Origin of the sequence: Nitrobacter winogradskyi (genome assembly GCF_006539545.1) — a bacterium.
Taxonomy (GTDB): Bacteria; Pseudomonadota; Alphaproteobacteria; order Rhizobiales; family Xanthobacteraceae; genus Nitrobacter; species Nitrobacter winogradskyi_A.
In genome coordinates this window covers 36,625-61,662 of the sequence record NZ_BJNF01000026.1, presented here as the reverse complement: position 1 = coordinate 61,662, position 25,038 = coordinate 36,625, and the positions used below count along the sequence as shown (strand labels likewise).

17 protein-coding genes, 1 tRNA gene and 1 pseudogene are annotated in these 25,038 nt (G+C 61.1%); 11 read left to right on the top strand and 8 right to left on the bottom strand.

Annotated features, from left to right (window positions below):
- Positions 1–133 (top strand): annotated as a pseudogene (locus NWI01_RS19530) (IS5/IS1182 family transposase); the annotation flags it as partial.
- Here the strand turns inward: NWI01_RS19530 and NWI01_RS05610 are convergent.
- Positions 125–1,234, bottom strand: coding sequence for an acyltransferase family protein (locus NWI01_RS05610; protein WP_141382940.1), 1,110 nt, complete (start codon positions 1,232–1,234; stop codon positions 125–127). The pseudogene NWI01_RS19530 and the gene NWI01_RS05610 overlap by 9 nt on opposite strands.
- Before the next feature lie 466 nt (positions 1,235–1,700).
- Positions 1,701–1,961 carry a GCG_CRPN prefix-to-repeats domain-containing protein gene (locus tag NWI01_RS05605; protein WP_141382939.1) on the bottom strand — a complete coding sequence of 87 codons (261 nt, stop codon included), beginning with the start codon at positions 1,959–1,961 and terminating at the stop codon, positions 1,701–1,703.
- Positions 1,962–2,434: 473 nt separating this feature from the next.
- Here NWI01_RS05605 and NWI01_RS05600 point away from each other — a divergent pair, with 473 nt between their 5' ends.
- Both NWI01_RS05600 and NWI01_RS05595 read left to right on the top strand, forming a co-directional pair.
- Positions 2,435–5,932, top strand: a complete 3,498-nt coding sequence (locus tag NWI01_RS05600; protein ID WP_141382938.1) for an indolepyruvate ferredoxin oxidoreductase family protein — start codon at positions 2,435–2,437, stop codon at positions 5,930–5,932.
- Between the two features lie 81 nt (positions 5,933–6,013).
- A complete protein-coding gene (locus NWI01_RS05595) occupies positions 6,014–8,695 on the top strand; it encodes a PAS domain S-box protein (RefSeq protein ID WP_141382937.1) in 2,682 nt (893 codons plus the stop codon).
- Between the two features lie 7 nt (positions 8,696–8,702).
- Here the strand turns inward: NWI01_RS05595 and NWI01_RS05590 are convergent, their stop codons facing one another.
- From NWI01_RS05590 to NWI01_RS05580, 3 genes are all read right to left on the bottom strand, one after another.
- Positions 8,703–9,053 (bottom strand): GrlR family regulatory protein, encoded by a 351-nt coding sequence (locus NWI01_RS05590; protein WP_041345559.1) that lies wholly within the window; start codon positions 9,051–9,053, stop codon positions 8,703–8,705.
- A 209-nt stretch (positions 9,054–9,262) separates the two neighbouring features.
- The gene (locus NWI01_RS05585; RefSeq protein ID WP_244613656.1) at positions 9,263–9,700 is read right to left on the bottom strand and encodes a hypothetical protein; all 438 of its coding nucleotides are present in this window, start codon (positions 9,698–9,700) and stop codon (positions 9,263–9,265) included.
- A gap of 132 nt (positions 9,701–9,832) precedes the next feature.
- Positions 9,833–9,909 (bottom strand) — tRNA-Arg (locus NWI01_RS05580).
- A gap of 316 nt (positions 9,910–10,225) precedes the next feature.
- Between NWI01_RS05580 and NWI01_RS05575 the strand changes: the two genes are divergently transcribed.
- Together NWI01_RS05575 and NWI01_RS05570 are read left to right on the top strand one after the other, a co-directional pair.
- Complete coding sequence (locus NWI01_RS05575) at positions 10,226–11,581, top strand: tetratricopeptide repeat protein (protein WP_141382936.1); 1,356 nt, start codon at positions 10,226–10,228, stop codon at positions 11,579–11,581.
- A 305-nt stretch (positions 11,582–11,886) separates the two neighbouring features.
- Complete coding sequence (locus NWI01_RS05570) at positions 11,887–14,148, top strand: CHASE2 domain-containing protein (protein ID WP_141382935.1); 2,262 nt, start codon at positions 11,887–11,889, stop codon at positions 14,146–14,148.
- Positions 14,149–14,216: 68 nt separating this feature from the next.
- On the opposite strand, the gene NWI01_RS05565 is transcribed toward NWI01_RS05570, so the two are convergent.
- Positions 14,217–15,344 carry an S-(hydroxymethyl)glutathione dehydrogenase/class III alcohol dehydrogenase gene (locus NWI01_RS05565; RefSeq protein ID WP_141382934.1) on the bottom strand — a complete coding sequence of 376 codons (1,128 nt, stop codon included), beginning with the start codon at positions 15,342–15,344 and terminating at the stop codon, positions 14,217–14,219.
- 198 nt (positions 15,345–15,542) lie between these two features.
- Positions 15,543–16,202 carry a peroxiredoxin gene (locus tag NWI01_RS05560; RefSeq protein ID WP_141382933.1) on the bottom strand — a complete coding sequence of 220 codons (660 nt, stop codon included), beginning with the start codon at positions 16,200–16,202 and terminating at the stop codon, positions 15,543–15,545.
- 371 nt (positions 16,203–16,573) lie between these two features.
- Here NWI01_RS05560 and NWI01_RS05555 point away from each other — a divergent pair, with 371 nt between their 5' ends.
- The 6 genes from NWI01_RS05555 (at position 16,574) to NWI01_RS05530 (ending at position 24,240) form a co-directional block, all read left to right on the top strand.
- Positions 16,574–17,146: a hypothetical protein gene (locus tag NWI01_RS05555; RefSeq protein ID WP_141382932.1), complete on the top strand. Its 573-nt coding sequence runs from the start codon at positions 16,574–16,576 to the stop codon at positions 17,144–17,146.
- 215 nt (positions 17,147–17,361) lie between these two features.
- Positions 17,362–19,377 carry an acetyl-CoA carboxylase biotin carboxylase subunit gene (locus NWI01_RS05550; RefSeq protein WP_141382931.1) on the top strand — a complete coding sequence of 672 codons (2,016 nt, stop codon included), beginning with the start codon at positions 17,362–17,364 and terminating at the stop codon, positions 19,375–19,377.
- 75 nt (positions 19,378–19,452) lie between these two features.
- Positions 19,453–19,752, top strand: coding sequence for an acylphosphatase (locus tag NWI01_RS05545; protein WP_141382930.1), 300 nt, complete (start codon positions 19,453–19,455; stop codon positions 19,750–19,752).
- Between the two features lie 337 nt (positions 19,753–20,089).
- Entirely contained in the window at positions 20,090–20,593 is a 504-nt protein-coding gene (locus NWI01_RS05540; protein WP_141382929.1) for a sigma-70 family RNA polymerase sigma factor, read from the top strand.
- A 106-nt stretch (positions 20,594–20,699) separates the two neighbouring features.
- Positions 20,700–21,662, top strand: coding sequence for a FecR family protein (locus NWI01_RS05535; RefSeq protein WP_141382928.1), 963 nt, complete (start codon positions 20,700–20,702; stop codon positions 21,660–21,662).
- 112 nt (positions 21,663–21,774) lie between these two features.
- Complete coding sequence (locus NWI01_RS05530; RefSeq protein WP_141382927.1) at positions 21,775–24,240, top strand: TonB-dependent siderophore receptor; 2,466 nt, start codon at positions 21,775–21,777, stop codon at positions 24,238–24,240.
- A gap of 64 nt (positions 24,241–24,304) precedes the next feature.
- Here the strand turns inward: NWI01_RS05530 and lipB are convergent, their stop codons facing one another.
- A complete protein-coding gene (lipB, locus tag NWI01_RS05525) occupies positions 24,305–25,000 on the bottom strand; it encodes a lipoyl(octanoyl) transferase LipB (RefSeq protein ID WP_141382926.1) in 696 nt (231 codons plus the stop codon).
- Positions 25,001–25,038 lie beyond the last annotated feature (38 nt).

Below are 25,038 nucleotides of genomic sequence, written 5' to 3'. Positions count from 1 at the left end.
GGACGGCTCTATCGCAAGCGCAATCTGGTCGAGAGGTTCTTCAATAAAAATCAAGCACTATCGCACGGTCGTCACCCGCTACGACAAACGCGACGATAACTTCCTCGCCACCATCAAGCTCGTATCAATCTGAATCTGGTTGCGTTTTAATGAGTCGATGACTTGTTGAAGACCAGCCGAAACGGGAGGCGAGCTGGGTCAACTTGGATTTGACAAGTCGGTGCATCCACGGCTCCACAAATCGCCAGATGACCCACGCAAGAACTGCGATGCCTGCGATGATCATTGTGACGGCCATCGCGGCATGATCATGCGGTTTCGTCGCCGAAAAAAATAAGTAACCCAATTCCATGTGCAACAGGTACAGCGGATAGGTCATTCCACCAGCGGCGAGTACAAACGTGGCAGGGAGCGGGATACGCTTGATGCGCGTTGCCAGGAACACGCCCAACAGACCTACGACGCAGATGACCGCTACGACCCTCGGATCGAACGTACTGTCCGGATGCGCACCGAGCCGCTCCAGCTTGTGCGTTGCCTGAAAGATCGCCGTCCCCATCGCGAGGGCGAACAGGCTCCAGAATCGCGCTCCGCGACGTCCACGGTAGTGCTGGTAGATCAGCAGGCCGACCGCGAAGAAGCCGCTATCGTCGGCTATGAAAACCTTCTCGAAGATCGGGGCATCGATCGTCAGTTCGTTCGCAAACGTGATTGCGAGCCAGACAAGGATGAGCGCATCAATGTGGCGAGGAAACCAACCCAACATCATGAACAGCGCGATCCATCCATAAAACACAACCTCGATCACCAGGGACCAGTAGACGGTGTCGACATAGGGCTGACCGACCAATGGCGCGGCGATGATCAGGTTGGCGAACCACTGCGAGCGCGTAAGATGCCCGGCGCCAGCCACCAGCATGACCGTAAACGTCAACGTCATGCAGAGAACGAATGTCGGATAGATGCGACTGAAACGCGCAATGGTGAAGCCAATCCAGGACCGCCCCTCCGCCGAGTACGCAATGACGAAGCCACTGATGGCAAAGAAAACCGATACGCCGAGAAATCCGTATTGTCCTACCGGCGCTAATGCAGGCAAGGCCACCAGCGAGATGCCACTCGTTGAGGTGGGCCCCCAGAAGCCATAGTGGTAAAGGACAACGGCCGCCACGGCTGCAAGACGCAGCAGATCAAGAACCGGTACCCGAGAATACCTGTGGCGGGGCTTGTCCATGGGACACCTGTTAAGGGTTTTATCGGCCACACTAATTGAAGACCGCCTTAACGGAACCGCTGAAGCATGTCGCTTTCCTCCACGCACATGGCTGATAGGCGGCCAGAGCGGTTCCTTTGTACCACCCCGCCTGTTTTTCGACAGGGTGCGAGGCCCGCAAATTAGCGGGTCCAGTGAGCCTTGACGCCAGCACAGGCCGGGGGATGAATGCCGGACAGCAGTACTTCGTAGTGACCGGCTCGAAAGCAAGTGCTCCCATTCGCTTCGCGGTCCGGCTCCTTGCGGTACAAAGTATCTCGGCAAAGCACGTTGTCGGCGGCCGGGCTGGTATGCAGGGCTTACTGACGCGCATAGTCCGGTTCAACTTGATCGGATCATGCTCCGAGGCGCGCGAAGCGATTCAACAAGACAAAACCCGCGGCCTGGAGCCGCGGGTTTTTTCTTAAGCGTCGCGCTGAACCGCTTCTTACCACCAGGTGCGGCAGACGCGGCGTCCCGGACCCCAGTAACGGCAGCGGCGATGCTGCCGGCGATCGACTGCCGGGCCGCGCCGGTTGGCGATGCAGACGCCGCGCGGGCCGCGATGAAAGCCACGACCGCAGCTGTGCGCGACTTGAATGAGGTCAGCATTCACGCTCGATGCTGGCGGAGCCAACGGCATGGCGTCCGCCATGCCGAAGGTTGCGACGGTGGCAACGAGAAAGGTTGCTGCAAATACTGATTTCATCAAATCGTCCTCTGGTTCGGCCGCGGCAACGCGGCAGTCGTGATTCGCACCCGGAAGGTCGGCGATAACTCTGTCCAGAATCTGACAGCATCATCATTGAAGAAGCGCGTAGCGACACGCATGGAGCCGCCTACCGATCGTTCATTGACGACATGGTTAAGGAGACGTGTGGCGTTGCCGGCTGCTCAATTCGTCATCCCCTGCCTTGCCAGACGGAGAGGATCGATGATCACCGGGCGCGGGTTTTAATGGGCCTCGCGTCCCGAGTGACATGTCCTTGCGCGAGCGCGCGGTGCAAAGACATAAGCTGAAACCGCGTCCGGACTTTTCGTAACGAAATTACGATCTTTTGATGCTTGGTTTTATCTCACCGGGTTTGCCCGAGTGTTCGCTTCTTGAAGCGACAAGACTGGTTCTGGAGCAGTCGCATCACTAGCTCTAAGGGGGCGGCCAGGCACGAAGAGGGCGGCGCAATGGGTATCAATCAGGGTCCGATAAGCCTCGATCAGAAATACACCCAGGGATCAGGGCACGTCTTCATGACCGGCCTTCAGGCGCTGGTCAGGTTGCCGATGGCGCAGATGCGCCGCGACCGCGCCGCCGGCCTCAACACCGCGGGCTTCATTTCCGGTTACCGCGGTTCTCCTCTCGGCGGCTACGATCAGCAGCTTTTTGCCGCCCGTCATCATCTGGACCGGCACGGCATCAAGTTCCAGCCGGGCGTGAATGAGGATCTTGCGGCGACAGCGGTCTGGGGGTCGCAACAGGTCAATCTGTCGCCGGGGGCGCGCTATGATGGCGTCGTCGGGATCTGGTACGGCAAGGGCCCAGGCGTCGATCGCTGCGGCGACGTATTCCGCCACGGCAATGCCGCGGGTTCGGCAAGGAACGGCGGCGTGCTGTGTCTGGCGGGAGATGATCATGGCGCCAAATCCTCGACCGTGCCGCATCAGTCCGACCATGCGTTCATCGCGGCGCTGATGCCCTATCTCTATCCGTCCAGCATTCACGAAATGATCGAGATGGGACTGCTCGGCATCGCGATGTCGCGCTATTCCGGCTGCTGGGTTGGAATGAAGGTCATCACCGAGACGGTGGAAACGACGGCCGAGATCGATCTGACCGATGAGATGAAGCCGTTCGTCATTCCCGCCGATTTCGAAATGCCGCCGGGTGGGCTGAACCTGCGCTGGCCCGACGACCGTTACGATCAGGACCTGCGCTTGCAGGATCACAAGGGTTTTGCCGCCGTCGCCTTCGCGCGCGCCAACAACATCAATCGCGTGACCATGGATTCCCCGAATGCGCGGTTCGGCATCGTGGCTTCGGGAAAGAGTTACGAGGACATCCGTCAGGCGTTGCGCGAACTGGGCATTACCGAGCAGGTCGCCGCAAAAATTGGTCTGCGGCTTTTGAAGATCGGAATGCCATGGCCGCTGGAGCCGCAGAGCATCCGCGAATTCGCCGTCGGCCTAGAGGAGATTTTCATTGTCGAGGAACGACGCGAGATCGTCGAGAACCAGATCAAGCGGGAGCTGTTCAACTGGCGCGACGACGTGCGGCCACGCATCATCGGCAAGATGGACGACCACGACAAGCGCTTCCTGCCGTTCGCGCAGGAACTGGGTGTCGCCTCCCTGGCGTCATACCTGACTGAGCGGCTGCTGCGCCTGAACCTCAATCCCGAAATCGCCGACATGCTTCGCGCCAAGGCCGACTGGTTCAACGGCCGTCAGGCGTCGCAAATGCAGCCAGCGACTCCCGTCATGCGCGTGCCGTATTTCTGCTCGGGGTGTCCTCACAACACGTCGACCAAAGTGCCCGACGGCAGCCGCGCCATGGCCGGCATCGGCTGCCACTTCATGGCGCTGTGGATGGATCGCAACACCGAAACTTATACCCACATGGGCGGCGAGGGCGCGCCCTGGGTCGGTATCGCGCCATTCACCAATGAGAAGCATATCTTCGCCAATCTTGGCGACGGCACCTATTTCCATTCCGGGAGTCTGGCGATCCGTCAGGCTGTCGCGTCCGGAGCAAACATTACCTACAAGATCCTGTACAACGACGCCGTTGCCATGACCGGCGGCCAGCATTTCGACGGCGAGCTATCGCCACAGCGGATCACTTTTCAACTTCATGCCGAAGGCATCCGCGACATTTATCTGGTTTCGGAGAACCCGGACATCTATCCGGCGTCAGACATCGCGCCGGGCACGCGGACCGCGCATCGCGATGACCTCGATGCGGTCATGAAAACCTGCCGCGAGACCAAGGGAACGTCGGCAATCGTATTTGTGCAGACGTGCGCCGCCGAGAAGCGGCGGCGGCGCAAGCGTGGCCTCATGGAAGATCCACAGCGTCGCGTGTTGATCAACCCGCAAGTCTGTGAAGGATGCGGCGACTGTTCGGTGCAATCGAACTGCATTTCGGTGGAGCCGCTGGAGACCGAGATGGGGCGCAAGCGCACCATCAACCAGTCATCCTGCAACAAGGATTATTCGTGTCTCAAGGGGTTCTGCCCTTCGTTCGTCACGATCGACGGCGGACGCCTGCGAAAGCGCGCGCCGGCGGACCTCGGCGAGATCGGCGACCTGCCCGATCCGGCTTCGCGGCCTTCGCTGCACCGGCCTTACAATATTGGAGTCGGAGGGGTAGGCGGCACCGGCGTGCTGACCATCGGCGCGTTGCTCGGCATGGCGGCGCATATCGAGGGGAAGGCCAGCATGATCCTCGACATGTCCGGCCTCGCCCAGAAGGGTGGCGCGGTCCTGAGCCACGTCCGGCTGTCACAAAACCCCGCTGAGGTAACGTGCTCGCGCATCGTCACCGGCACGGCCGATCTCGTCATTGCCGCTGACGAAGTAGTCGCGGCAGCCAAGGAAACGATCACGCTCTGCGAGTCGAGCCGCACTTACGGTCTTATCAATACTCACCTTATTCCGACCGCCGGCTTCGTTCTCGATCGCGACTTCAATTTCCAGAGCGGCAAGGTCGGCCGCGTCCTCGAAACCGCGCTCCGCAAGGATTCCACCTTCTTCAATTTTACAAGGCCGGCGGAGACACTGCTCGGAGATTCCATCGCCGCCAATATGATGATGATGGGATACGCCTATCAGAAGGGTTTGCTGCCGCTGACCTCGGAGGCGATAGAGCAGGCGATCGAGATGAACGGCGTTGCCGTGAAAATGAATGTCGAAGCCTTTCGGCTTGGGCGGCTCGCAGTGGTGGATCCTGCTCGCCTTGCCGCGATGATGAAAGGAACCGGTGAGGCGGCCCCGCCGAAGGTGCTGGGAGATATGTCGCTGGACGAAATCGTTGTGCATCGCGCGGCGCACCTTGCGGACTATCAGAACGCGAGGCTTGCGGATAAATACCGGGCGACGGTAAGCCGGGTCCGGCAGGCGGCAAACGAGGGTGGCTACGGCGATGCCTTGCCGCGCGTGGTTGCGATCAACTACGCCAAATTGCTCGCCTACAAGGACGAGTACGAGGTCGCTCGACTCTATACGGATGGCCGCTTCAGGAAGCAGGTCAGCGATCAGTTCGAAGGCGACTACAGGATCCGCTTCCATCTCGCCCCGCCGTTGTTCGACGGCAGGAAAGACGCGCTCGGTCGGCCTGCCAAGAGGTCCTATGGCAAGTCGCTGATGATGCCGGTATTTCGCTTGCTGGCGAAAATGAAAGGCTTGCGCGGCACCGCCTTCGACGTTTTCGGATACAGCACGGAGCGCCGGCTGGAACGCAGTCTGATCGCGGAATACGAAACCGATGTGGCCGCGGTGCTCGACAGGCTTTCGCCGGCCAATGTCGAAGCCGCGATCGAACTGCTGTCGCTGCCTGACCGCATCCGGGGTTATGGTCCGGTGAAGGAAAAGGCGGTGGCCGACACCAGGGCCCGTCATGCGGAATTGCTGCGCGACCTGGCGAATCCACCCCCGGTGGTGCCGCGGCAGATGGCGGCGGAATAGGCGCCCGCTAATCTGGTCTTCCTGTTCCCCGAAGCGGCAATCCGGCCTATATAAGACCGTCGGGAGCCGGTCCAAAACGCCATGCCATCTGGGTTCGGAGCATTCTTTCAGCGGATGAAATCATCTTCTCTGTCGATCGGCCAGATTACCTTTGGCGGATTCTTTCTGGTGCTGACGATTATCGCGATAACCAGCGTGGCCAGTGTCCTCGCGACGCGTCATCTCGACAACACCTTTGCTGAATTGCAGCGACTGGACAGCGTCGGCGATCTCGCCGAAGAACTCGATCGCCGCATGAACGATTTGCGGCTGGCGGCGCGTGATTACGTCACCGATCCAAATGCGCAGTCCAGCCGGGTGTGGAGCGCCACGTCATCGTTTAACGAACTGCTTAAAATGACGCGCATCAAGCTCGCTCCGGAACAGCAGGAGATGATCGATGGCGTCGCACCGCGGCTGGAGAACTATCGTAAAGGTATAGAGCAGGCGACGAGCCTGATTGCAGACCGCGCGAAGCTGGTCGAAAAGCTGCCACCGCTTCGTGAAAAACTCGAACTCGTCATCGAGCAGTCCGCGGATCAATCTACATCAAGAACACTGTTTCGTGCGCAAAGCGATGTCGCCGCCGCGCTGCTTGGGCATGATCCAACGACCGCAGAGCAGGCGGCTGAAAAGATGCGCGCCATTCATGTCGGTGAGCCCAAGGTGCGTGCAGCCGTTGAGGCGTACGCGGATGCCGTGATCGCGATATCCTTGCGGGAGCGGAAAATAGCAGATCTCGATAGGGATGTGCTGGGCGCGGAGGGGCGGCTGATCGGGCGAGTAACGGAATTATTGCGGGAGCTCAGCGCGGAACGTGAGAAGGTGCTGTCGCGCGATTTTGCCCGGACGCTTGCCGAAACAAAATGGCAGAGCCTCGTCCTCGGCAGCGTGGGAATAGTGATTGGCTGGCTTGCTGCGGCGTTCGTGGTTAGCCGAACGGTTCGGCCCCTGAGGGCAATCGCAAGGGCCATCCGGAAACTGGCTGGTGGTCAAAAGGAAACATCGATTCCATCAACCGACGTCAAAAACGAGATCGGGGATATCGCACGGGCTGCAGAGGTATTTCGCCGAACGCTCGCTGAAGCGGACTCCGCGCGAGAAGCTGCCGTTCGAGCGCTGGCCGAGCAACGTCTTGCCGAGGAGAGCTATCGCAAGCTATTCGAAGGCTCGGTCGACGGAATCTATGTCACGACGCCGGCCGGTCAACTCCTCGATGCCAATCCGGCGCTGGCGCGAATCATGGGGTATGAAACGCCCGATGATCTCATCCGCGGCATTGGTAACAGTGCGCAGACGGTTTACGTCGATGCCGAAGCGCGTGTCAAATACCAGCTACGAATGGAGCGCGATGGGACCGTTCGTGGGTTCGAGTATCAGGTGCGTCAGTGCGATGGCGGCATCCTCTGGCTTTCCGATAGCGCGACTGCGATCCGCGATGAAGGGGGCCGCATTGTCCGTTATGAAGGCGTGGTTCGCGACATCACTGATCAGCGGAGAGCCGAGGAGACGATCGCGGAGGGCCGGCGTCTGCTGCAACTGGTGATCGACACCGTGCCAGCGGTGATCAACGTCAAGAATGCGGAGACGCGTTACGTCCTGATGAATCGCTACATGGCCGGCATCTTCGGGATAGAACCCGCGGATGCGATAGGACGGACGGCGGGCGAAGTCATGTCGCGTGACGATGCCGTAAAGACCGGTGAGACCGACAGGCGGGTTCTTGAGAGCGGTAAGGAGCTCGGTTTCTACGAAGAGGAATATCAGGATGCGTCAGGCGAAACGCGGCAATGGCTGGTCAACAAGCTGCCGATCCGCGACGCCGATGGCCGTGTGGAGAATATCGTCACGGTCGCGCTCGATATCGGCGACCGCAAGCGGAGCGAGCAGGAAATGCGGCGCGCCAAGGACGCTGCCGAGGCGGCGCTCAGTAATCTGCGCGCAACCCAGAATTCGCTGATCGAGGCAGAAAAACTGGCGGCGCTGGGGCGTCTTGTTGCGGGCGTCGCCCATGAGGTTAACAATCCGGTCGGCATCAGCCTGACCGTGGCTTCTTCGCTGGAGCGCAAGATCGCCCTGTTCGCCGCGGAGGTTGAGCGTGGGCAGTTGCGGCGCTCAAGCCTCAACGATTTCATCGCGGCCAATCGCGATGCTGCCTCTCAACTCGTCGCCAATCTCAATCGCGCTGCCGAACTGGTCCAGTCATTCAAGCAGGTTGCCGCGGACCGCAGCTATTCGGACAAGCGCACCTTCGACCTCGGCGAACTCACCGAGCAGGTGGTGATGAGTCTACGTCCCGCCCTGCGCAAGCATCATGTCGCGTTGACGGTCGATTGCGAACCCGATCTCACGATGAACAGCTATCCGGGGCCTTACGGCCAGGTGTTGACCAACCTGTTTCTCAACTCGGCCGCGCACGCCTTTCCGGACGGCAAGGGCGGCACGGTCAATATTACCGTCCGGCGAATAGGGGAGGACAATGTCCAGATTCTATTCTCCGACGACGGGTGCGGCATGAACCCCGATGTGCGGCGCAAGGCGTTCGATCCCTTCTTCACGACGAGGCGCGATCAAGGAGGAACAGGCCTCGGTCTGCACATCGTCTACAATATCGTCACGAGCCGGCTGGGAGGGCGTATCGAACTTGATTCCGATTCCGGGCAGGGCACGCGCATTGATATCCTTCTGCCTCGGGTCGCACCCATGGAACTCGCTGCGGAATAGCGCTTCCCTAATCCGTGTCCGCCAGCTTGCGCAGCGTGGCCCGGAAAATCTGGCTCGCCTTTCCGACCAGCGCTGTGCCGTTCATCGTGCCGGTCGTATCCGTGAATGTTCCGGTGACGCCGATCCCCACGGGTTCCGGGCTGCTGAACAGCAGGTTCGGATCGGGATTAGGTGTATGGCGCTGAACCAGAACCTCGCCCCTGAAAGTGCCGTCATCTTTGGTGAAATAGCTGCCCGTATAGAACAGATAAGCATCACCGCCGAGAATTTTGCCGTCGCGGAACATGACCACGCCACTGCCCTTGCCCAGACGCCCGTCAAGCAAGGCGACATGAACCGAATACAGCCCATTTTTCATGGTGATCCGCTCGCAGCCGGTAATTTTGTCTTGTCCCGGCCTCATTATGTCAAAGAGGACGCGAGCGCGTCAATGCGGAGGCGTTCCAGGCGTCGCCGGGCTTATCGATGGAAAACGGGTCTGCGATACCGCAGACCCGTTTCTTACATCATGTAACGTCCTTATGGAAAGCGGAGGGCGCAGCTCCACTATCAGAACGGACGACAGGCTTAGTAGCGGCCGCCATGGCCTCCGCCGTGTCGGCCGGGAACTCTGCCGGGCGGGATAGGACCTCTGTCACCGCGATGCATGCCAGGACTGTTATGGGGGCCGGGACCGCGATGGGTGCCGGGACCATGATGCATGCCAGGACCGTGACGGTGCGGAGGTCCGCCAAAGTGGCGGCCGCCCCTATGATCCCAACCACGCCAGCCTGCGCCGCCACCCCAGCCCATGCCACGCCGCGATGCGAAACCGCACCAATAGAATCCGGGGCCGCGCCATCCCATGTTGTACCAACAATAGTTTCGTCCGCCGTAAAAGAACTGAACCGGCTGGATCGCCGTCGGCGACGGAATAGCGCCCGGTGCGGCGGGGACCGCCATGGACGGGGTCGACAGCAGCGCAGCCCCCAGCATTAACGACGTGGCAAGTATGATCTTTTTCATGGAACCTCCAGAACGAATCCCTGAACTATACCTCATGGTGCAGGATGTTCCATCCGGTTCCGGAAGGGTGCGTTGGCGCGCCGGTTCACGAACAATTCGGGCCCGCTTTTCGTTGAGAGCGGCCAAGGCGAATGGCGCGCTCGGAGAGATTCGAACTCCCGACCCTCGGAATCGAAATCCGATGCTCTATCCAGCTGAGCTACGAGCGCAGGCTCCCCTTATAGGAACTGCGGGGTCCCGATGTCACGCGATTTGGAGGCAGCATTTCTAGGGAAAGAGCGCCTGTTAATAATCCCGGACCAGTTCGGTTAATCGCCCGGTTCGATGTGTGCTACCAAGCCGTTGATTTCATTTGATCAATGTGTGGTAAAATGGTGACTCCGCTCCGAAATCGTGTCGACGCGGGAATATCGTTGTTCCAATCGGGCAGACCGCCGCTAATCTGGCAGCCATAACGGTGCGTAATTGCTCCATATTTCCACGGAGATGGAAGGGAGGCCTCGCATCAAAGTTCCGGGTGGTGGCGTGAAACTTATTCAGACCGCGAAAGTCGCGTCCGTTTTGTTGACGATGACGGCTTGCTTCTCGGGAGCCGCGGCGCAGTCGACGACATCGCCCATCTCCGCATCACCCATCTCCGCGGCGTCCGCCGTTCAGCAGGACTACGATGCGCTGTTCCAGCAGATGTACAAGAACCCCGCCGACCTGGAGGCGAGTTTCAAGTTTGCCGAGCAGGCCGTCAAGCGCGGCGACTATGAGGCCGCCATCGGCGCCCTCGAAAGGATGCTTTTCTTCAATCCGAATTTGCCGCGCGTCAAACTCGAACTGGGTGTACTGTACTTCAAGCTCGGCTCATACGAACTGGCGCGCAGCTATTTTCAGGAAGCGGTCAAGGCGGCGGACGCTCCCGATGACATCCGCGCCCAGGTCCGTGCCTATCTGACCGAGATCGACCGCCGGCTCGCGCGCTATGAGTTCAGCGTATTCACCACAGCCGGCTTGCGCTATCAGACCAACGCCAACCTCGGCCCCTCGAGCCTGATGGTGCGCGCCTTGGGTCAGGATGCAATCCTCAACAGCTCGTTCGGCAAGAGTCCGGACGTGAACATGTTCCAGACCCTCGCGGCTCATTACGCCTACAAGATCGGCACGCGGGGGGACGCCATCGAAGCGAGTTTCCTCGGCCTTAACTCGCGCCAATACAAACTCAACCAGTTCAATTTCGGCTTGGTCGAGGTCGTGGTCGGCCCGCGTTTCGCGATCGGGCAGAACGCATCGGTCAAGCTTTACGGCATCGGAGATCAGGTCTGGCTGGGGGATGCCACTTATTTCTCGGCGGGCGGCGCGGGCTTTTCCGCGCGCACGACCATCGGCGATAACGGCTTTCTGGAGGCGTTCGTCGAGCAGCGGCACCGCAATTTTTCCGACTCGTTCAACTTTCCAACGGCCAGTCAACAAACCGGCGATCTGCTATCGGCGGTCGTGACTTCCGATTTCCGCTTCGGACCGGTGCATTGGACGACACGCGCCGCCTTTGATCAGAACCGTGCTGCCTTCGATTTCTACTCATACAAGCGCTATTCGATCGACATGGCTTTTCCGTACGCGTTCGCCCTGCCGTTGTTCGGCACGCCGCATCAGTTCGTGATCGCGCCGACCTTCGGCTTTAGCTGGGCCAATTACGACGCGCCCAATCCGATCGTCGATCCTTTCCAAATCAGGCACGACTGGGAACAACGCTACGGCGCGATCTTCGATGCGCAGGTGTACAGAAACGTGGGTCTGCGGACCCAGATCCTTTACACCAAGATCGACTCGTCGCTGCCGAATTTCACCATCGATAACTTCTCGGTCTCGATCGGGCCGACCGCACGGTTCTGAAGGCGGGCGAGCCTGCCTGATAGGTCACGCGTCAAAGCCGTGCGGCAGCGATCCGGCCGCGGTATTCATTTCACACGAAAACGCTATAATGCGCCGGCAGCATTCGCGATGTCGTCGTGCCTGCGGGTTGCCGGGCCGATCACCGGAACATTGAACCGGACTAGAGACCCTTTGTCGTCGTCCCTTGATTGCGCCGATCCAGGCTTGCGCGGAAGGCCCGCAGGCGCCTGCCGCCACCCGGCGAGCCTTTCAGGCTGCATCGGCGGTCATGTTTCTCTGTTCGCGCCTGAATGGGCGACGGAGCGATGAAGGCCGCGACGCGTTTGCGGAACACCTTGCGCGTTCGGACGGTGCTGGCGTGGGCGCGTCTGCGCCGGCTGACGCGCAACAAGAATCTTCGGGCGATCGGCGCTGCGGTGGTGACCCTTGTGCTGCTAGCTTCGCTGCGGGCGTATGATCCGCGCATCGTCACCGAGTTGAAGGAACGCACGTTCGATACCTATCAGCGGCTCAAGCCGCGCGCCTACACCGATCTGCCGGTGCGGATCGTCGACATCGATGAAGCCTCGATTTCAGAATATGGCCAGTGGCCATGGCCACGGACGCGTCTTGCCGCGCTGACCCGCCGGCTTGCTGATCTCGGCGCAGGCGTGGTCGCCTACGACGTCATCTTTTCCGAGCCGGATCGCACGACGCCGAGCCGGCTCGCCAACGATTTGAAAGACTCCGGCGCGCCCGACCTCGACCAGACCCTGAAGCTGCTCGCGAACCTGCCTGATCATGATCAGGCGTTTGCCGATGCGATCGAGAACACGGGGGTCGTGCTCGGCTTCGCCGCTACCGGCGCCGTCAATGACAAGCGCCCGCCGGTTCGGGCCGGGGTGGCCTTTGTCGGCGTCAATCCGGCAAACGTGCTGGCCCCGTTCCGCGGCACGGTATCGAGCCTGCCGATATTGAATCAGAAGGCGGCGGGTATCGGCGGCATCAATCTCAGTTCGCACGATCGCGGCGGCATCGTCCGCCGTGTGCCCATGCTGTTTTCCGACGGGGCGAGCATCTACCCCAGCCTTGCGATCGAGGCGCTCCGCGTCGCCCAGAGCCAGAAAAGCATCATCGTGCGCGGGACCGGATCGAGTGGCGACAGTGATACCGGCAGCGCCGCGCTGATCGATATGCGGGTAGGGGCGTTCAAGCTGCCGTTAACGAGCAACGGCGAGTCCTGGGTCTATTTCAATCGCGACCGGCCGCAACGTTACGTGTCGGTGAAAGACATTCTCGATCCCGCTAAAGAGGCGACGGTGAAGCCGCTGGTCGATGGCGCGATCGTTCTGGTTGGCGCATCGGCTGCGGGCCTGATGGATTCACGCACGACGCCTTTAGGCGGGTCGGTACCGGGCGTTTCAGTTCAGGCGCAGGTGATCGAGCAGATCCTTGCGCAGGACTTCATCGAGCGGCCCGACTGGGCCAAGGGACTGGAGATCGTCCTGACCTTGTTGTTCGGCGCCCTGGTCGCCGGTCTTGTGCTGATGTTTGGCGCGCGGTTCTCGTTCTATGCCGGCGTCGTCGGATTTGTCGCGGGGTTGGCCGGATCGTGGATCGCCTTCGCGCATTTTCGGCTGCTGATTGACCCGATCTTTCCGTCGCTGGCGGCGCTGACGGTCTATATCGCCGTGGAGCGTGTGCTTCACGTTGCATCCGACCGCGAAAAGAAATTCGTACGTCAGGCTTTCGGCCAATATCTCGCGCCGGAATTGCTCACGCAGCTTGAAAATTCGCCGCAGGGGATGCGCCTCGGTGGCGCGTCCCGCGATATTTCCGTGATGTTCATGGATGTTCGCGGGTTTACGCCGATCTCTGAAGCTCTGACCGCGACCGAGCTTGTCGATTTCATCAATACGCTGCTGGCGCCGCTGTCGGACGCGATACAGGATGAACTGGGAACGATCGACAAGTACATCGGCGATTCGATCATGGCATTCTGGAACGCGCCGGCCGACGTGCCCGATCATGCGACCCGAGCCTGCCAGGCCGCGCTCAAGATGCGAGAGGCACTCGCCGCTCTCAACGACGCAGACGTCTTCGAATTCTCCGCGCGCGGCTTCGCGGACCCGCGCGTCAGGATAGGAATCGGCATCAATGCCGGACTGGCTTGCGTAGGCAACATGGGATCACAAAGACGATTCAACTACTCGGCCATGGGCGATGTCGTGAACGTGGCGGCACGGATCGAATCGGCAAGCAAGACGCTCGATGTGGATCTTCTGGTTTCGGAGGACGTGGCACGACGCGTTCGAGGGATTGCGCTGCTTGAGGCAGGTGAGATCCTGTTGAAGGGAAAGTCACGCCCCACCAAAATTTATGCGATCGTCGGCGATGATTCAGTGGCGGCATCACCCGAGTTCTCCGAATGGAGAGCGCGGCACGGCGCGCTGCTGGCCGCGATCAAAGCAGGTGAGGGGCTGGAAGCGGCAGCCGCCCTGGCCCGGTGCCAGGAGCTTGCCGGCGAGGACATGCAGGGCTTCTATCGCCGCCTGGCTGAACAGATCGCACCGCTCCACGCAACGTGAAGCCAACGTGTCAGTTGGAGATCAAGCAGCCTCGCTTCTGGATTCCATCAGAAGCGAAAAGGCTCCCCTCAGAACGTCACGACGCCGCGGATCGACTCGCCTTTGCGCATCAGCTCGAACGCTCTGTTGATGTCGCCGAGCGGCATGACGTGTGTGATCATCGGGTCGATCTGGATCTTGCCCTGCATGTACCAGTCGACGATCTTCGGCACGTCGGTGCGGCCGCGCGCGCCGCCGAACGCAGTGCCTTTCCATACGCGGCCCGTGACCAGCTGGAACGGCCGTGTCGCGATCTCCGCGCCGGCGGGGGCGACGCCGATCACGATCGATTGTCCCCAGCCACGGTGACAGGCTTCCAGCGCCTGGCGCATCACCTTCACATTGCCCGTGCAGTCGAACGTGTAATCCGCGCCGCCGATCTGATCAGCGCCGGACTTCGTCATATCGACAAGGTGAGGGACGAGATCCTTCCCGGCATCCGTGGGATTGACGAAGTGCGTCATGCCGAAGCGCTCGCCCCACGCCTTGCGATCGTCGTTGATGTCCACGCCGATGATCATGTCGGCGCCGGCGAGCCTCAACCCTTGCACGACGTTCAGCCCGATGCCGCCGAGGCCGAACACGATCGCCTTGGCGCCGGGTTCGACCTTCGCGGTGTTGATCACCGCGCCTATGCCGGTGGTGACGCCGCAGCCGATGTAGCAGACCTTGTCGAACGGAGCGTCTTCGCGGATCTTCGCGACCGCGATCTCCGGCAGCACCGTGTAGTTGGCGAAGGTCGAGGTGCCCATGTAGTGATGGAGCGGCTTGCCGTCGAAGGAGAAGCGCGAGGTGCCGTCCGGCATCAACCCTTGGCCCTGGGTCGCGCGAATGGCCGTGCACAGATTGGTCTTGCGCGACAGGCAGGAGGGACATTGCCGGCATTCGGGCGTGTAGAGCGGAATGACATGATCGCCTTTCTTCACCGAGGTCACGCCCTTGCCGATATCGACAACCACGCCCGCGCCCTCATGGCCGAGGATGGCCGGAAACAACCCTTCCGGATCCGCGCCGGACAAGGTGAACTCGTCGGTGTGGCAGACGCCGGTCGCCTTGATCTCGACCATGACCTCGCCCTCGCGCGGGCCATCGAGTTCCACGGTCGTGACTTCAAGCGGCTTGCCGGCGGCGAGGGCGACTGCGGCGCGAACGTGCATGGCGACTTCTTCTCTGGCAGGAATTGAAAGAGCATCCCACGGGAACGCGTGTTGCCGCGCAGGATACGGTTGTGCTCCCAAAGCCGCAACGGGGGGCGGGGGGCCGCTTTCGGGCACGGGCTGGATTTTGTGCGGGGTCAAAAAAAGGGACGCCTTGCGGCGTCCCTTTGACTTGCGCAGGCGTTGAAGCTGCGCGCGTTACTTCGGCTGTTCGACGATCCGGAAATACGGCTTCGGCGACTTCCATCCCTTGGGGAATTTCTTGCGGGCCTCTTCCTCCGGAACCGCGGCGGAAAAGAACACATCGTCGCCTTGCTTCCAGTCCGACGGGGTCGCGACGCCGTGCTTGGCGGTAAGCTGCAGGGAGTCGATCACGCGCAGCACCTCCTGCCAGTTGCGGCCGGTGCTCATCGGGTAAATGAGAACGATCTTGACCTGCTTGTCGGGGCCGATCACGAAGATGTTGCGCACGGTCTGATTGTCGGCGGGCGTCCGCTTATTGACGTCGCCGGACGTGCTGGCCGGCAACATGCCGTAGAGCTTGGCGACTTTGAAATCGACATCCGCGATCAGCGGATAGTTCGGCGCGACGCCCTGCGTCTCCTCGATGTCCTTGGACCAGAGGTGATGCTTGTCGGTCGGATCGACGCTGATGCCGATCAGTTTGACGCCCCGCTTGTCGAATTCCGGCTTGAGCCGGGCGACGGCGCCGAGCTCGGTGGTGCAGACCGGCGTGAAGTCCTTGGGGTGTGAAAAGAACAACCCCCAGCTATCACCCAGCCACTTGTGAAAGCTGATGGGGCCTTCGGTGCTTTCAGCTTCGAAGTCGGGAGCGGTCGAGCCAATCGATAAAGTCATAAGTCACGTCCTCGTGTCACACAGTTAACTGGTGGCGGGGACTATAGGCTCGGGTCTCGCGAAACGGAACCGGTTACGAAAAAGACAATATCTTTTTTTCCGGGAGGCACTGCGGAGCATCTTCCTATCGAAACCTCCCGGATGTGGCGAATTAACCCTACGACATCGTGATCGAAGATGTCCCGATGTTGCCCCGCCGTCGCCCCACGCGTGCCGAAAGCTGTTGCCAATGTCTTGAACCGGGGCCGCCATGGGGGCGACAACCAAACTGACCGTTAAATTTAAGCACGTTAGCGGATTGTCCGATTTTTAACGAACGATTCACGCCCGCATGAAATTGCTCATTTGATCCAGAAGAGAGAACCCTACCGATGCTTTCCGACCTGTCCGCCGCCGCCGCTCCCATCGATACATCCGCCATTGCGAGCCGGAAGGACGTGGTGGCGGCCCTCGCAACCGTCCGTAACGGTGTCATCACGGGGGAGGGCCCGACCGCGGGAGGCCGCGTTCACTTCTCCAGAGCGCTCGACTCCACCGATACGTCGTGGTGTGAGCGCCTTCTGACGGCCGCTGCCGTGGACAACCAGCCGGTCAGCCGGGAAGAGGCTGAGGCGCTGTTCGAGATCAACGATGCCGCCACCGAGCGAAGCGATGGCGGGCGGTTCGACGATCTGTTCGCCAAGGCCATCGTTCACCACGCGGCGTCCGCATCGGGGCTTCCCGTGCCGGCGCGCAGCATCGCTCTGGCTCCGGATACCGCTATCGAAAGCTGGGCGCCAACCCGGGCGGTGGGCGTCAATATCGAAGTGCTGGAGTGGATTGCGAACCAGATGCGCGGCAAACGCCGCAGCAATCGTCAGCTGATGGCGCTGGTCGCGAGCCTGATCGGCGCGGCAACCTTGCCGCTGGCGCACCTTCCGGGCGTTCTCGATCTCGGCATGTAAGGGCGGCAGAAGGCTCTAAATCGACGAACGGCGGGTTATTTGCCCGCCGTTTTTTATCGGGCGTTCGGGATCGAGCGGCCGCGACTGATATGCTGCTGAAAAGCCTTTGCTGTTGTTTTGTTCTTCTGTACGAGGAAACGCTATAGTGTCGCAGGCCGGACCGCGTATACCCTGCTGATGATTGGACCGCTCCCGAAGGTTGCAGGTCGCCAGGCATGTTCAAACGAATCCTGATCGCCAATCGCGGCGAGATCGCCTGCCGGATCATCAGATCAGCCCGCCGGATGGGCGTTGAGACCGTCGCCGTGTACTCCGAGGCGGATCGCGCCGCGCTTCACGTCAAGATGGCCGACGATGCCGTGCCGATCGGTTCCCCGCCGGCCGCTGAGAGTTATCTCGTCATCGAGAAAATCGTCGAAGCCTGCCGCAAGAGCGGCGCGGAAGCCGTCCATCCCGGCTACGGATTTCTGTCCGAGCGCGAGAGGTTTCCGCGCGCGCTGGCGGATGCCGGCATCGTTTTCATCGGACCCCATCCGCAAGCGATCGCCGCGATGGGCGACAAGATCGAATCCAAAATGGCAGCCGCGAGCGCAGGGGTTTCGACCGTGCCGGGATTCCTCGGCGTGATCGAGGATGACGAGCACGCGGTAAAGATCGCTGGTGAAATCGGCTATCCGGTGATGATCAAGGCCTCCGCGGGCGGCGGGGGCAAGGGCATGCGCATCGCGCATTCCAGTGCCGAGGTGGCGGAGGGCTACAATCTGGCGAAAGCGGAGGCGAAAGCCTCGTTCGGCGACGACCGCGTCTTCATCGAGAAATTCATCGTCGAACCCCGGCACATCGAAATCCAGGTGCTGGGCGACAAGCATGGCAACGTGATCCATCTCGGCGAGCGTGAGTGCTCGATCCAGCGGCGAAACCAGAAAGTCATCGAGGAGGCGCCGTCGCCGCTGCTCGATGAGATCACGCGGCGCAGGATGGGCGAGCAGGCCGTGGCGCTGGCCAGGGCCGTGAACTACGACTCCGCAGGCACGGTCGAGTTTGTCGTCGGGCAGGACAAGAGCTTCTACTTCCTCGAGATGAACACGCGCCTGCAGGTCGAGCATCCGGTTACCGAACTGGTTACCGGTATCGATCTGGTTGAACAGATGATCCGCATCGCCGCGGGAGAAAAGCTGTCGGTCGCTCAGAAGGACGTGACGCTGACGGGATGGGCGATCGAGTCGCGCGTCTATGCCGAAGATCCGTTCCGCAATTTCCTTCCCTCGATCGGACGCCTCGTCAAGTATCGGCCGCCGGTGGAAATGAGCCGGAACGATGTCACCGTGCGCAATGACACCGGCGTCTACGAAGGTAGCGAGATTTCGATTCACTATGATCCGATGATCGCCAAGCTCGTAACCCACGGGCCGTCTCGCATCGCCGCCATCGAGGCGCAGGCCGAGGCGCTCGACGCATTCTACATCGACGGCATCCGGCACAACGTTCCGTTTCTGTCGGCCTTGATGCATCACCCGCGCTGGCGCGGCGGCAATCTCTCGACCGGGTTCATCGCCGAGGAGTTTCCGAACGGGTTCACCGCCCGCGTGCCGGAAGGCGAGATCGCGCGCAGGCTTGCGGCGGTGGCGGCTGCGATCGATCATGTGCTCGGCGAGCGCAAGCGGCGGATCTCCGGCCAGATGAACGGGCGTCCGGTAACGCGGGAAAAGCGCCGCGCGGTCTGGCTCGATCGCGATGAAATCCTGCTCGAAGTCTGGCGTGACGACGACGCCATAGCGGTTCGCTTTGTTGAGGCGGACGAAAGCGCCGGCGAAGCGCATCGATTACTTTCGCGATGGGCGCCCGGCCAGCCGGTCTGGCAAGGCACGCTCGACGGGCACCCCATCGCAATACAGGTGAGGCCGATCACAAACGGATTCCGGCTCGCGCATCAGGGCTTCGATGTCGCGATTTATGTGTTTACCGAAACCGAGGCGGCTGCGGCGCGGCTCATGCCGGTGGCAACGGCCATCGACAACGGCAAGAAGCTGCTTTGCCCGATGCCCGGCCTTGTCGTCTCGATCGCCGTCATCGAAGGACAGGAGGTCAAGGCCGGCGAGACGCTGGCGGTCATCGAGGCGATGAAGATGCAGAACGTGCTGCGCGCCGAGCAGGACGGAACGGTCAAGAGGATTGCGGCGGTGCCCGGAGCGACGCTGGCGGTCGATGCGCTGATCCTCGAATTCGCTTGAGCGCTTTCATGGCGTCTCGATGCCTCGAATTCGCGCGCCGTGGTTTCGCCCGGCAGCAACCGATGGGAGCACTGGATGCACGAGGTCGTCCGTCAGGTCGTGATCCGCGGCCGTGTTCAGGGCGTGGGCTTCCGTTACTGGACGATGCGCGAAGCCATCCGGCTCGGCGTCGGCGGCTGGGTGCGCAACCGGCGTGACGGGAGCGTCGAGGCGCTGTTCGCGGGGCCGGCCGAAGCCGTCGCGGAGATAACGGCGCGATGCCGGAGCGGGCCGGAATTCGCGCGCGTGGATGATATTGAAGATCAGCCAGTGACGGCGAACGCCCTGAAAATGATCCGCCCCGGAGAGCGCTTCTCACAGCTTCCGACGGTGTAATCCTTCCTCATCGTCACACGCGGGCTTGACCCGCATGCCCATCTAAGGATGGATTGCCGGGTCAAGCCCGGCAATGACGTCATAAGGTGCTTCCGGCAAAACATGAAACACTCTAGAATCAATCTAGATCATTGCGGTTGCAGAAGAATTTTGGACGCCATAAACGATTGGAAGCCGACCACGCGACGGTGACAGCGTGTCGGCGTCCTCATCCTTGGCTGGTTCACGTTCGCATCATGATCCCTTTTGCTTTCGTTCCCGTTTGTCCGCAGCCGCTGTCACCGGGCGAATCCGTTTGCGGGCAAGGGATGGCTTCTGGCTGGCGTTCGGGGCGCGCATGAGCTGGGATCTTCACAGGCTGTTCTTACGCCATGCGCGCGACATTACCGCGGCGCTGCGGCGTCGGGGACTGAGCGAGGAAACGGCGGCGGACATCACCCAGGATACGTTCGTCAAGGTCCTGGTCTCGCCACCCGGCAGGTCGGTGACGGTTCACAACCCGGCGGCTTATCTGTTTCGGGTGGCGCGCAATCTCGGCATCGATCACCAGCGCCGCGAGCGGGTGCTGCGTCGGGTCGAAATGTCGGCCGAGGATTTTGCAGCGATCATCGACCCCACGCCGTCTCCGGAATCTGCCGTCTATGACCGCCAGAAGCTGGCGCTGACCAGGGCCGCGCTCGCCGAGTTGCCCGAGCGTACCCGCGTCGCCTTCGAAATGCATCGGCTCGATGAAATGACGATTGCCGAGGTCGCGGCCGAACTCGGTCTTTCGACCTCCCGCGTCTGGTCGCTGATCCGGGACGCCTACGATCATATCGATGCCCGGCTGACCGGCCTCTGACAGGCCGCCGTTCAAGAAAAACTGAAAATTCCGGCCCGCCACTCGTAATCTTCGATAGGAAGGTTTGGCGCGCGGTAATCCAGCGCGAGATGATGGACGTATACGAATGACCGAGGCGCCAGCAGAGGACCGCCGATTGTTTCGCGAAGCGGCGGACCTCGCCATTCGCCTTCAGAACGACCCTGCCAACCCTGTTTCCATCGATATGGTGCGAACGTGGGTGGCGCGCAGCTCCCGCCACGAGGCGGCCTGGGCTAGGGTCGCCGCGATCCATGGCATGACCGGAAGGGTTCTGACCGAGCAGCGCGCGGTCGCTGAAGGCGGGGTTGCCAGCATGTCGCGGCGCACGCTGGTCATCGGCGGCCTGATCGGCGCCGGCGTTGCGGCGGCCGGATCGCTGACGGTGCCGGGCGCTCTTCTGCGCGCGCGGGCGGATTACATGACGTCCACCGCTGAAATCAGGCGCATTACCTTGTCCGACGGCAGCGAGATCACGCTGGGACCCGATAGCGCGGTCGCGATCGATTTTGCCGACGCGCGAAGGACGATCGGGCTTCTGGCGGGCATGGCTTATTTTGACGTGGCGCGCAACGCGGCGCGGCCGTTTTCGGTCCTGTCCGGCGACCTCACGGCGACAGCGCTCGGCACCGCCTTTGACGTGTCCAACGACGCGGGATTCGTCTCGGTCTCCGTGAACCACGGTGCGGTCGAGGCGAGAGCGGCCGACTCCGCTCTTCGTCTCGCGGAAAGATTGAATCCGGGCGACTGGATCACCTTTGATACTTCCTCCCACGCGATTGCTCGTGGCACGCGCGAAGCCTCCCAGATCGCGGCATGGCGGGAGGGAATGATCGTCGCCGAAAGGGAAACCGTCTCCGCGATGGTCGCTAAAATCTCGCGCTGGCAGCCGGGAAGGGTGGTCATGGCCGATCCGTTCCTCGGCTCTCGCGTGGTGAGCGGCGTTTTTGACCTTGCCGATCCGCTCGGGGCGCTGGAAGCCGTGGTTCGGCCGTTCGGCGCGAAGGTGCGCACCGTCACGCCTTTCATGACCATCATTTCGCCCGTCTGAAAAAATCTCGCACGAAAAACAGGAAAATTCGACGGTCCGTTCGTAAAGCCCATAGGGACTGCGTCGAACAGCGAGCCGCCAGTCCCGAATGACACTCGGGGGTAGTTCGGACATGCGACAACGAGCTTTGGGGAAGAGGGCTTTGCAATACGGGTTTCGCGGGAGCGACTTTTGCAAGGATGTCCGCGAGGCGCTGATCGCGGCGCTGCTGGCGACGACGGCGATGATAGGCGGCAGCGCGGTGCCGCAAAGCCAGGCGCTCGCCCAGTCCCAGACCAGTTTCAACATTCCCGCCGGTCCCTTGAATCAAGCGCTCGCCGCCTTCGGCAGGCAGTCGGGAATCCAGCTCTCCTATGAAGCCTCCATTGCGAGCGGCAAGACATCGCCGGGAGTTCAGGGAGCGGCGACGCGCGAGCAGGCCATCGCGCGCATTCTTCAAGGCTCCGGTCTGAGCTATTCTTTCAAGGATGCGCGAAACGTATTGATCACGCAGCCCCGTGCGACTGCCACCGGTACCGCGCCGACCGGCGTGATCTCGCTCGAGACCATCGACGTACAGGGCGAGACCGCGCGCGGGCCGGTGCAGGGTTACGTTGCAAACCGCAGCGCAACAGCCACCAAAACCGACACGCCGCTGATCGAGGTGCCGCAGTCGATCTCGGTCATAGGGGCCGAGCAAATCCGCGACCAGAAAATCGTTTCGAAATTCGACGATACCCTACGCTACACGCCGGGAGTCGTGGCTGCCCAGTATGGGCAGGATCATGGCGATGACTGGTTTGTTATCCGTGGATTTTTTGCGCAGAACGATTCGCTTTTTCTCGATAATCTGCAGCTTTACAGTTCCACTTTTACCGGCTGGAAACTGCAGCCGTTCAATCTTGAGCGCGTCGAAGTCCTGCGCGGCCCGTCAGCAATTTTATACGGCGGATCGGCGCCGGGCGGACTGGTCAACGCCGTAAGCAAGGCGCCTCCCGCCGAGCGCATCGGCTTTATCGAGGCCGGCGTCAACAATTTCGGCAACGCTTACACGCAATTCGACTTCGGCGGTCCTGTCACGACGACCGAGCCCGGAACCGGCAAGATTCTCTACAGGATCGTCGGTCAGGTCAATCGGGGCGGCACACAGACGAACTTCGTCAACGACGACAACTATTTCATCGCGCCGTCCGTGACCTTTCTACCCGATGTAGATACGCGGCTTACGGTGCTCGCCATGGCATCCCAGAACAGGACAAGGGTGCAAGGTTTCCTGCCTTATGTCGGAACCGTGACCGACGCTCCGTTCGGACGGATACCAACGAACCTGTTCATCGGCGACCCCTCCGCTGGCGACTACAGCAGACAGCAAAAAATGGTCAGCTATCAATTCGAAAAGCATCTCTCGGAAAACGCGACCTTCCGCCAGAATGGGCGCGTTGCGAACGTCGTTGCTGACTATAACTCTCTCATTGGGTTTGGCTACGCGACCACTCCGGCCGCAGCCGACATCGCGCGAGGCGCCTTCATCGCCCGAAATAACGCGACTCAACTCAGTCAGGACAATCAGTTTGAGTATCGCTTCGCGACGGGTCCATTCCGGCATACCGCGGTGATGGGTCTCGACTTAAAACATTATGCGCTCGACGACAAACAGGGTTCGGGACCGGCCACCGATCTGAACGTCCTCAATCCGGTGTATGGCGTTAACCCGCCCTTCGACGGTCCGCTTTATCGGGACGGTCGTGTGACACAAAAGCAGGCCGGCCTCTACCTGCAGGACCAAATCAAGTGGGATCGTTTGACGCTGCTCTTGTCGGGCCGCAACGACTGGGTAAAGCAGGTCTATACCGACCTATTTACTTTAACCCGACAGGACAGCAAGTTTTCCGGCCGCGCCGGCCTGATCTACAACTTTGACAATGGCGTCGCACCCTATGTTTCTTACGCAACGAGCTACAACCCGATCGTAATCATCAATGCCGCCGGCAATTTGCTCTTACCCGAAACCGGAGTGCAGACTGAAGTCGGCTTGAAGTATCAACCCGTCGGTCTGAACGCGCGGTTCGGCATCGCTTTGTTCGACCTCAAACGCCAGAATGCTCTGACTGTCGACCCGATTAATCTGACTTTCCAGCGACAGAACGGCGAAGTGACGTCACGCGGCCTCGAACTGGAAGCCGTGGCCAATATCACCCGCGATTTCAAAGTGGTTGCGAGCTATACCAACTACCAGCTGTTCATCAGCAAGGATCTCGATCCGACTTTGATCGGAAAGGTTCCGACCACCGTCCCTCGGCAGATTGCTTCGTTGTGGACGGACTACACGTTCCGGGAAGGCGCGCTGGACGGCTTTGGTCTCGGCGGCGGCGTGCGCTATGTCGGTTCATCTTTCGCCGACGTCGCCAATCTTATTGCAGTGCCCTCCGTGGTACTGGGCGACCTTGCCGTTCACTACGAATGGGCGAGTAACTGGCGCGCGGCTGTCAACGTTATGAACATCGCCGACACCGCTTATGTCGCAGGCTGTGGCGGTTTTACTTCATGCTACTACGGCGACCGGCGTCGCATCACGGGAAGCCTCTCCTACAGGTGGTGATCGGTAGTTTGCCGAATGGCGAGCACTTGCGGTTATTGATTCCGTCACAAGAAACGGAAGGAGCTCAGAACCCGAAGACTTCGCCGAAGGTCTGCTTCAAGGTCTCATCGACATCGGTCAGCCCGACACGCAGACCAAGATCGGCAAGGCTCGTCACGCCGTAACGCGGGTCGATGACGCCGCAGGGCACGATGTCGGCGAAATGGCTGAGATCGGGATCGACATTGAGCGAGACGCCGTGGAACGATACCCAGCGGCGCAGCCGCACGCCGATCGCCGCGATCTTGTCTTCATGGCCCGGCCCCTTGTCCGGGCGCGCCACCCAGACGCCGACCCGTTCCTCGCGTCGTTCTCCCTTGACGCCGAAGGCGTCGAGCGTGCGGATGATCCATTCCTCCAGGCAGGCAATGAACTCCCGCACGTCGGGACGGCGGCGCTTCAAATCCAGCATGACGTAGGCGATGCGCTGGCCGGGGCCATGATAGGTGATCTGGCCGCCACGGCCGGTCGAAAATAGCGGAAAGCGGGCCTTCACCAGATCAGCTTCGCGTCCGCTGGTGCCGGAGGTGTAAAGCGGCGGGTGCTCCAGCAGCCAGACCTGCTCCGCGGCCTCGCTAGAGGCGATCGCCGCGGCCCGCCTTTCCATGACGTCGACCGCTTCCGGATAGGGCACCGGCTGATCCGACCGCCGCCAGTCCACGGGCTCGCCGGGCGAGGCCGCGAACAGCTTCAGATCGAGGGTCTGGCGGCTGTTAATCATTGGCTAACCATCATGTGGTGGTGTGGAACACTAGCAAT